Here is a 7712-nt window from a genome sequence, read left to right as displayed (position 1 = left end):
GGTTTTACTGTGTTTCTGGCGTTCACGACGCTGTGTGCGATCACCATTGCCCCCTCCCTGGCCAAAGAGAAGAATAACACTGGCCGCACGGCTCTCCACACAGCTGCTTTTTCTGGCCAAACAGAGTCCATCCAGACATTGCTAACCATTGCTCCCTCCCTGGCCAAAGAGAAGAATAACAATGGCGATACGGCTCTCCACGATGCTGCTCTTAAAGGCCACACAGAGGCCATCCAGACATTGCTGGCCTTTGACCGCTCCCTGGCCAAAGAGAAGGATAAATATGGCTATACGGCTCTCCACTTGGCTGCTAATAAAGGCCAAACAGAGGCCATCCGGACATTGCTAACCAATGTCCCCTCCCTGGCCAAAGAGAAGAATAACAATAGCGATACGGCTCTCCACGACGCTGCTCTTAAAGGCCACACAGAGGCCATCCAGACATTGCTGTACTTTGACCCCTCCCTGGCCAAAGAGAAGAATAACAATGGCGATACGGCTCTCCACGACGCTGCTCTTAAAGGCCAAACAGAGGCCATCCAGACATTGCTGTACTTTGACCCCTCCCTGGCCAAAGATAAGAGCAATGATGGCATGACGGCTCTCCACGTCGCTGCTCTTAAAGGCCAAACAGAGGCCATCCAGACATTGCAGGCCTTTGACCGCTCCCTGGCCAGAGAGAAGGATAAATATGGCGATACGGCTCTCCACTTGGCTGCTAATAAAGGCCAAACAGAGGCCATCCGGACATTGCTAACCAATGCCCCCTCCCTGGCCAAAGAGAAGAATAACAATGGCGATACGGCTCTCCACGACGCTGCTCTTAAAGGCCAAACAGAGGCCATCCAGACATTGCTGAACTTTGATCCCTCACTGGCCAAAGAGAAGACTAACGATGGCCAAACGGCTCTCCACGCCGCTGCTCTTAAAGGCCAAACAGAGGCCATCCAGACATTGCTGGACTTTGACCCCTGCCTGGCTAGAGAGAAGGATAACAATGGCCGCACGGCTCTCCACATAGCTTCTTTTAAAGGCCACACAGAGGCCATCCAGACATTGCTGGCCTTTGACCCCTGCCTGGCTAGAGAGCAGGATAACAATGGCGATACGGCTCTCCACATAGCTTCTTTTAAAGGCCACACAGAAGCCATCCAGACATTGCTGGCCTTTGACCGCTCCCTGGCCAAAGAGAAGGATAACAATGGCCGAACGGCTCTCCACGCCGCGGCTCTTAGAGGCCAAACAGAGGCCATCCAGACATTGCTAACCATTGCCCCCTACCTGGCTAAAGAGAAGGATAACAATGGCCGCACGGCTCTCCAAATAGCTTCTTTTAAAGGCCACACAGAGGCCATCCAGGCATTCCTTTGACCCCTCCCTGGCCAAAAAAAAGATAAATATGGCGAAACGGCTCTCGACTTGGCTATCTCATGTTTGGCCGCACAGAGTGCAAGCAACTTCTTAAAGACTATGGAACCCAACCATCGGGCTGCCTTCTAAAGTGAACAATAAAATTGAGCGGAGAATCGATTCTTGATTATTTCAAACCTCCACCTCATAGTGCGCCAGGCTCGGCGCAGTACCTTTTATCTCTTCTGAATAAATGCCTTCTGGCCAACACCCAATGACGGTAATAACCAAACCATCCCGAAGCTCTGCCTGAGCCATTGCCGTTATTAGCGGTAATGGTGGCGACGATTCGCGCCCCTTCAGGAATCAACGCCTTGAACTGTTGCCAGATATTCGTGGATGCCATTGCTTGCATTCCGGATAAACGTTCACTGTCTTGTGAAAATCGGTTCCGTACCTGACTTTTAGATTTAACGACATACGTCTTGTTAAAAAATTCTGTTTTTTTGGAACTTACCCTGCTGATTTTTTGTCCTACCCGAAGTTTTGAGTCAAATAGCGGGCTAAAGTAATGAATAGTGTCGGTGTAAACGGGGCAGATGTTCGCTTTAACTGTTCTTCTATCTGTATAAATGACGAACATATCAGAGGACAATTTGGTGGACACTCACTGGTGGAAACCTCCTGTAAACCGCAAGGTCACATTTTCCACCTGGGATGCATCACCCGACACCTTGATGAGCAGAGTGAAACAAGTCTTAATAAACGCCAATGCAGTGAATGCGAGCAAACGGCACTGCCACTGATTCGTAAGGATGAGGAAAGCGTTGATGACGACGAATCACCTTATTGTGAATCCCGAATGCTTAATGTCTGCCGTAGCGGTAATCTGAGAAAGCTGAACTGTTATCTGGACAAAGACAAGACGTTGGCCAATCAGCCTTACCGCTCGGCGCTCACCGGTCATCCTGAATACCTGTTAGCTGTCGCCTTAAAGCACCAGCATACGGATTTAGCCCGGACTTTGATCGACCACGGTGCCGATGTCAATGCCACCGATCATCAGGGTGAGACGCCCCTGCACATTGCTGCCCGTCAGCGCTCGGCGCTCACCGGTCATCCTGAATACCTGTTAGCTGTCGCCTTAAAGCACCAGCATACGGATTTAGCCCGGACTCTGATCGACCACGGTGCCGATGTCAATGCCGCCGATCATCAGGGTGAGACGCCCCTGCACAATGCTGCCCGTCAGCGTTGTACCGAGGTCTTCAATATCCTGATCGAGGCCGGGGCGAATATCAATAATGTACTGCGCACCGCTGTCCGGGAGGGCAATGATTCACTGCTTGAATACCTGATCAGCACCGAACTCAGCCAATCTAACCTTAATATCGCTCTGCGCGAAGCCGCCGGACAGGGACAATCGCAGAACCTTATACCCCTGATCAATAAAGGAGCAAACGACCTTGACGGTGCCCTGCGCGAAGCCGCCGGACAGGGGCAAAAGCAGTGCCTTAAAACCCTGATCTCACCGCGAGTCTCACAGCGAACGCCAGACCTCAACGGTGCCCTGTGCGCTGCCGCCGAGGGGGGGCAAACGGAATGCCTTAGATTCCTGATCGAGAAGGGTGCAAACGAACTTGATCTTGATCATGCCTTGTACCGGGCTATTCTGACGCGAAACAACCCGAGCCAGAGCGTGCTGGTCGAAGAAGGGGCAAATATTACTACCGTAGTGCACACTGCTGCCAGAAAAGGTGATTGGGAATTTTTCAATTACCTGAACAATCCGACAGAGATCAATGTCGCCGATGGGGAAGGTCAAACACCGCTGCATATCACCGCTGCCAATGGGGATAAAACATGCCTGAAAAAGCTCATTGAACAGGGAGCGAAGGTAAATGCCACCAATAATAACGGCGAAACAGCCCTGCATATAGCCACCAAAATCAGCAAAACCAGGGGCCGTCAACAATGTGCTGCCATGGGCATAGATATCACTGGAACCCTTATTAATGGCAAGACCTTCGAACACTATACCATCGAAAAAGAAAACGACATTGGGTGTCTGCTTGAGCTTGCTGATAACAGAGGAGTGGACTTTAATGCCCGTGATAACAACGGTATCACACCTTTAATGATAGCGGCCCTTTGGGGCAAATTAGATCACCTGACTTATTTGCTTGAAAGAGCGGATTTCAATATCGCTGATAACAGCGGCAATACAGCATTGCATTTAGCCGCTTGTTGGGGGCAAACCGATTGCCTGAGAAAACTGCTTGATAAGAAAGTGGATGTCACTGTCAAAACACATATAGATGGTGCTACGCCCCTGCATATGGCCGCTCAGAACGGCCACATAGAGTCTGTCAAGGAGCTGCTGAAAAATTATCAAACCCCAGTCAATGAACAGATGGACGATGGCTGTACGGCTCTACACTTGGCTGCTCGTAATGGTCACACAGAGATCGTCAGGGCATTTAATGAAATTGCCCCTATGCGCATCCAGGTTGATGTCAAGAATAACAATGGTGATACGGCTCTCCACGAAGCTGCTCGTCAAGGCCACACAGAGACCGTCAATGCATTGCTGGAAATTGTGGCCAAAGAGAAGGATAAATATGGCCAGACGGCTCTCCACGCCGCTGCTCTTAAAGGCCACACAGAAGCCATCCAGACATTGCTGACCATTGACCCCTCCCTGGCCAAAGAGAAGGATAACAATGGCCGCACGGCTCTCCACGCCGCTGCTCTTAAAGGTCACACAGAGGCCATCCAGACATTGCTGACCATTGACCCCTCCCTGGCCAAAGAGAAGGATAAACGTGGCAGTACGGCTCTCCACTTAGCTGCTTCTGGGGGCCACACAGAGGCCATCCAGACATTGCTGACCACTCCCTCCTCCCTGGCCAAAAAAAAGAAGGAGAAGGATAAGTCAGTCCAGACGGCTCTCGCAGCTGCTGTTAACGCAACTGCTTTTGCGGTCCACACAGAGGCCACCCAGTCATTGCAGACCACTGACCCCTCCCTGGCCAAAAAGAAGGAGAAGGAGAAGCAGAAGTCAGTCCGGACGGCTCTCACAGCTGCTGTTAACGCAACTGCTTTTGCAGTCCACACAGGGGCCACCCAGTCATTACAGTCCATTGATCCCTCCCTGGCCAAAGAGAAGGATAACGATGGCCAAACGGCTCTCCACACAGCTGCTCTTTCTGGCCAAACAGAGGCCATCCGGACATTGCTGACCATTGACCCCTCCCTGGCCAAAGAGAAGGATAACAATGGCCGCACGGCTCTCCAAATAGCTTCTTTTAAAGGCCACACAGAGGCCATCCAGGCATTGCTTTGACCCCTCCCTGGCCAAAAAGAAAGATAAATATGGCGAAACGGCTCTCGACTTGGCTATCATGTTTGGCCGCACAGAGTGCAAGAAACTTCTTGAAGACTATGGAGCCCAATCATCGAGCTGCCTTCTAAAGTGAGCAATAAAATTGAGCGGAGAACCGATTCTTGATTATTTCAAACCTCCACCTTTTATCTCTTCTGAATAAATGCCTTCTGGCCAACACCCACAGATTCACCTTTGACGTTAATAACCGAACCATCCCGAAGCTCTGCCTGACTGGTGCCATTGCCGTTATTAGCGGTCATGGTGGCTACAACCCGCCCCCCTTCAGTAATCAGCGCCTTGAACTGTTGCCAGATATTTGTGGTTGCCATTGCTTGTATTCCGGATAAACGATCACTGTCTAGTGACAATTAGTTCCATACCTGACTTTTTATTTAAACGACAATCTTATTATTAAAAAATTCTGTTTTTTTGTGGAACTTACCCCGCTGATTTTTTGTCGTACTGGAAGTTTTGAGTCAAATGGCAGGCTAAAGCGATGGATGGTGTCGGTAGAAACGGGGCAGATGTCCGCTTTAATTGTTCTTCTATCTGTATAACTGACGAACATATCAGAGGACAATTTGGTGGACACTCACTGGTCGAAACATCTTGCAAACCGGAACCCCACGTTTTCCACCTGGGGTGCATCACCCGACACCTTGACAAGCAGAGTGAAACAAGTCTTCATAAACGCCGATGCAGTGAATGCGGGCAACCGGCACTGCCACTGATTCGTAAGGACGGGGAAAGCGTCGATGACGACGAATCACCTTATTGTGAATCCCGAATGCTTAATGTCTGCCGTAGCGGTAATCTGAGAAAGCTGAACTGTTATCTGGACAAAGACAAGACGTTGGCCAATCAACCTTACCGCTCGGCGCTCACCGGTCATCCTGAATACCTGTTAGCTGTCGCCTTAAAGCATCAACATACGGATTTAGCCCGGACTTTGATCGACCACGGTGCCGATGTCAATGCCGCCGATGGGGAAGGTCAAACACCGCTGCATATCACCGCTGCCAATGGGGATAAAACATGCCTGAAAAAACTCATTGAACAGGGAGCGAAGGTAAATGCCACCAATAATAACGGCGAAACAGCCCTGCATATAGCCACCAAAATCAGCATAACCAGGGGCCGTCAACAATGTGCTGCCATGGGCATAGATATCACTGGAACCCTTATTAACGGCAAGACCTTCGAACACTATACCATCGAAAAAGAAAACGACATTGAGTGTCTGCGTGAGCTTGCTGATAACAGAGGAGTGGACCTTAATGCCCGTGATAACGACGGTATCACACCTTTAATGATAGCGGCCCTTTGGGGCAAATTAGATCACCTGACTTATTTGCTTGAAAGAGCGGATTGCAATATCGCTGATAACAGCGGCAATACAGCATTGCATTTAGCCGCTTGTTGGGGGCAAACCGATTGCCTGAGAAAACTGCTTGATAAGAAAGTGGATGTCAATGTCAAAACACATATAGATGGTGCTACGCCCCTGCATATGGCCGCTCAGAACGGCCACATAGAGTCCGTCAAGGAGCTGCTGGAAAATTATCAAACCCCAGTCAATGAACAGATGAACGATGGCTGTACGGCTCTCCACTTGGCTGCTTCTGGGGACCACACAGAGGCCATCCAGACATTGCTGAACTTTGACCCCTCACTGGCTAAAGAGAAGGATAAACGTGGCAATACGGCTCTCCACTTAGCTGCTTCTGGGAACCACACAAAGGCCATCCAGACATTGCTAACCATTGCCCCCTACCTGGCTAAAGAGAAGGGTAGCAGTGGCCGCACGGCTCTCCACATAGCTTCTCTTAGAGGCCACACAGAGGCCATCCAGAAATTGCTGGAGATTGAGAACTCCCTGGCCAAAGAGAAGGATCTTTTTGGCAAAACGGCTCTCCACAAAGCTGCTGAAAACGGCCACACAGAGGCCATCCAGACATTGCTAACCATTGCCCCCTACCTGGCTAAAGAGAAGGATAGCAATGGCCGCACGGCTCTCCACACAGCTGCTCTTTCTGGCCACACAGAGGCCATCCAGACATTGCTAACCATTGCCCCCTACCTGGCTAAAGAGAAGGATGACAATGGCCACACGGCTCTCCAAATAGCTTCTTTTAAAGGCCACACAGAGGCCATCCAGGTATTGCTTTGACCCCTCCCTGGCTAAAAAGAAAGATAATATCGCGAAACGGCTCACGACTTGGCTATCAAGTTTGGCCGCACAGAGTGCAAGAAACTTCTTGAAGACTATGGAGCCCAACCATCGGGCTGACTTCTAAAGTGAGCAATAAAATTGAGCGGAGAACCGATTCTTGATTATTTCAAACCTCCACCTCATACTGTGCCAGGCGCGGCACAGTACCTTTTATCTTTTCTGAATAAATGCCTTCTGGCCAACACCCACAGATTCACCTTTGATGTTAATAACCGAACCATCCCGAAGCTTTCCCTGACTGGTGCCATTGCCGTTATTAGCGGTCATGGTGGCTACAACCCGCGCCCCTTCAGTAATCAGCGCCTTGAACTGTTGCCAGATATTTGTGGTTGCCATTGCTTGTATTCCGGATAAACGATCACTGTCCTGTGAAAATCGGTTCCGTACCTGACTTTTGGATCTAACGACATACGTCTTGTTAAAAAATTCTGTTTTTTTTGGAACTTACCCTGCTGATTTTTTGTCCTACCCGAAGTTTTGAGTCAAATAGCGGGCTAAAGTAATGAATAGTGTCGGTGTAAACGGGGCAGATATTCGCTTTAACTGTTCTTCTATCTGTATAAATGACGAACATATCAGAGGGCAATTTGGTGGACACTCACTGGTCGAAACATCTTGCAAACCGGAACCCCACGTTTTCCACCTGGGATGCATCACCCGACACCTTGATGAGCAGAGTGAAACAAGTCTTAATAAACGCCGATGCAGTGAATGCGAGCAAACGGCACTGCCACTGATTCG

General features: G+C 49.9%; 7 protein-coding genes. 4 read left to right on the top strand and 3 right to left on the bottom strand.

Features of this window, described 5'->3' with window-relative positions; genetic code table 11:
- Positions 1 to 1371 (top strand): ankyrin repeat domain-containing protein (locus CX664_RS17675; RefSeq protein WP_146000111.1); only part of this gene is annotated, 1371 nt, incomplete at its 5' end.
- A gap of 184 nt (positions 1372 to 1555) precedes the next feature.
- On the opposite strand, the gene CX664_RS25835 is transcribed toward CX664_RS17675, so the two are convergent.
- Positions 1556 to 1756, bottom strand: a complete 201-nt coding sequence (locus CX664_RS25835; RefSeq protein ID WP_146000110.1) for a hypothetical protein — start codon at positions 1754 to 1756, stop codon at positions 1556 to 1558.
- A 165-nt stretch (positions 1757 to 1921) separates the two neighbouring features.
- Between CX664_RS25835 and CX664_RS17670 the strand changes: the two genes are divergently transcribed.
- Positions 1922 to 4696, top strand: a complete 2775-nt coding sequence (locus CX664_RS17670) for an ankyrin repeat domain-containing protein (RefSeq protein ID WP_101748014.1) — start codon at positions 1922 to 1924, stop codon at positions 4694 to 4696.
- A 185-nt stretch (positions 4697 to 4881) separates the two neighbouring features.
- Here CX664_RS17670 and CX664_RS17665 read toward each other — a convergent pair whose 3' ends face one another.
- A complete protein-coding gene (locus tag CX664_RS17665; protein ID WP_101748013.1) occupies positions 4882 to 5067 on the bottom strand; it encodes a hypothetical protein in 186 nt (61 codons plus the stop codon).
- Between the two features lie 167 nt (positions 5068 to 5234).
- Here CX664_RS17665 and CX664_RS17660 point away from each other — a divergent pair, with 167 nt between their 5' ends.
- Positions 5235 to 6908: an ankyrin repeat domain-containing protein gene (locus CX664_RS17660; protein WP_101748012.1), complete on the top strand. Its 1674-nt coding sequence runs from the start codon at positions 5235 to 5237 to the stop codon at positions 6906 to 6908.
- Between the two features lie 213 nt (positions 6909 to 7121).
- On the opposite strand, the gene CX664_RS17655 is transcribed toward CX664_RS17660, so the two are convergent.
- The gene (locus CX664_RS17655) at positions 7122 to 7307 is read right to left on the bottom strand and encodes a hypothetical protein (RefSeq protein ID WP_101748011.1); all 186 of its coding nucleotides are present in this window, start codon (positions 7305 to 7307) and stop codon (positions 7122 to 7124) included.
- A gap of 166 nt (positions 7308 to 7473) precedes the next feature.
- On the opposite strand from CX664_RS17655, the gene CX664_RS25830 reads away from it, so the two are divergent.
- On the top strand, positions 7474 to 7712 hold a 239-nt coding region (locus tag CX664_RS25830; RefSeq protein WP_146000109.1), incomplete at its 3' end, for a hypothetical protein.

Source organism: Endozoicomonas acroporae, assembly GCF_002864045.1.
Lineage (GTDB): Bacteria > Pseudomonadota > Gammaproteobacteria > Pseudomonadales > Endozoicomonadaceae > Endozoicomonas > Endozoicomonas acroporae.
This window is presented reverse-complemented; position numbering and strand designations above follow the sequence as displayed.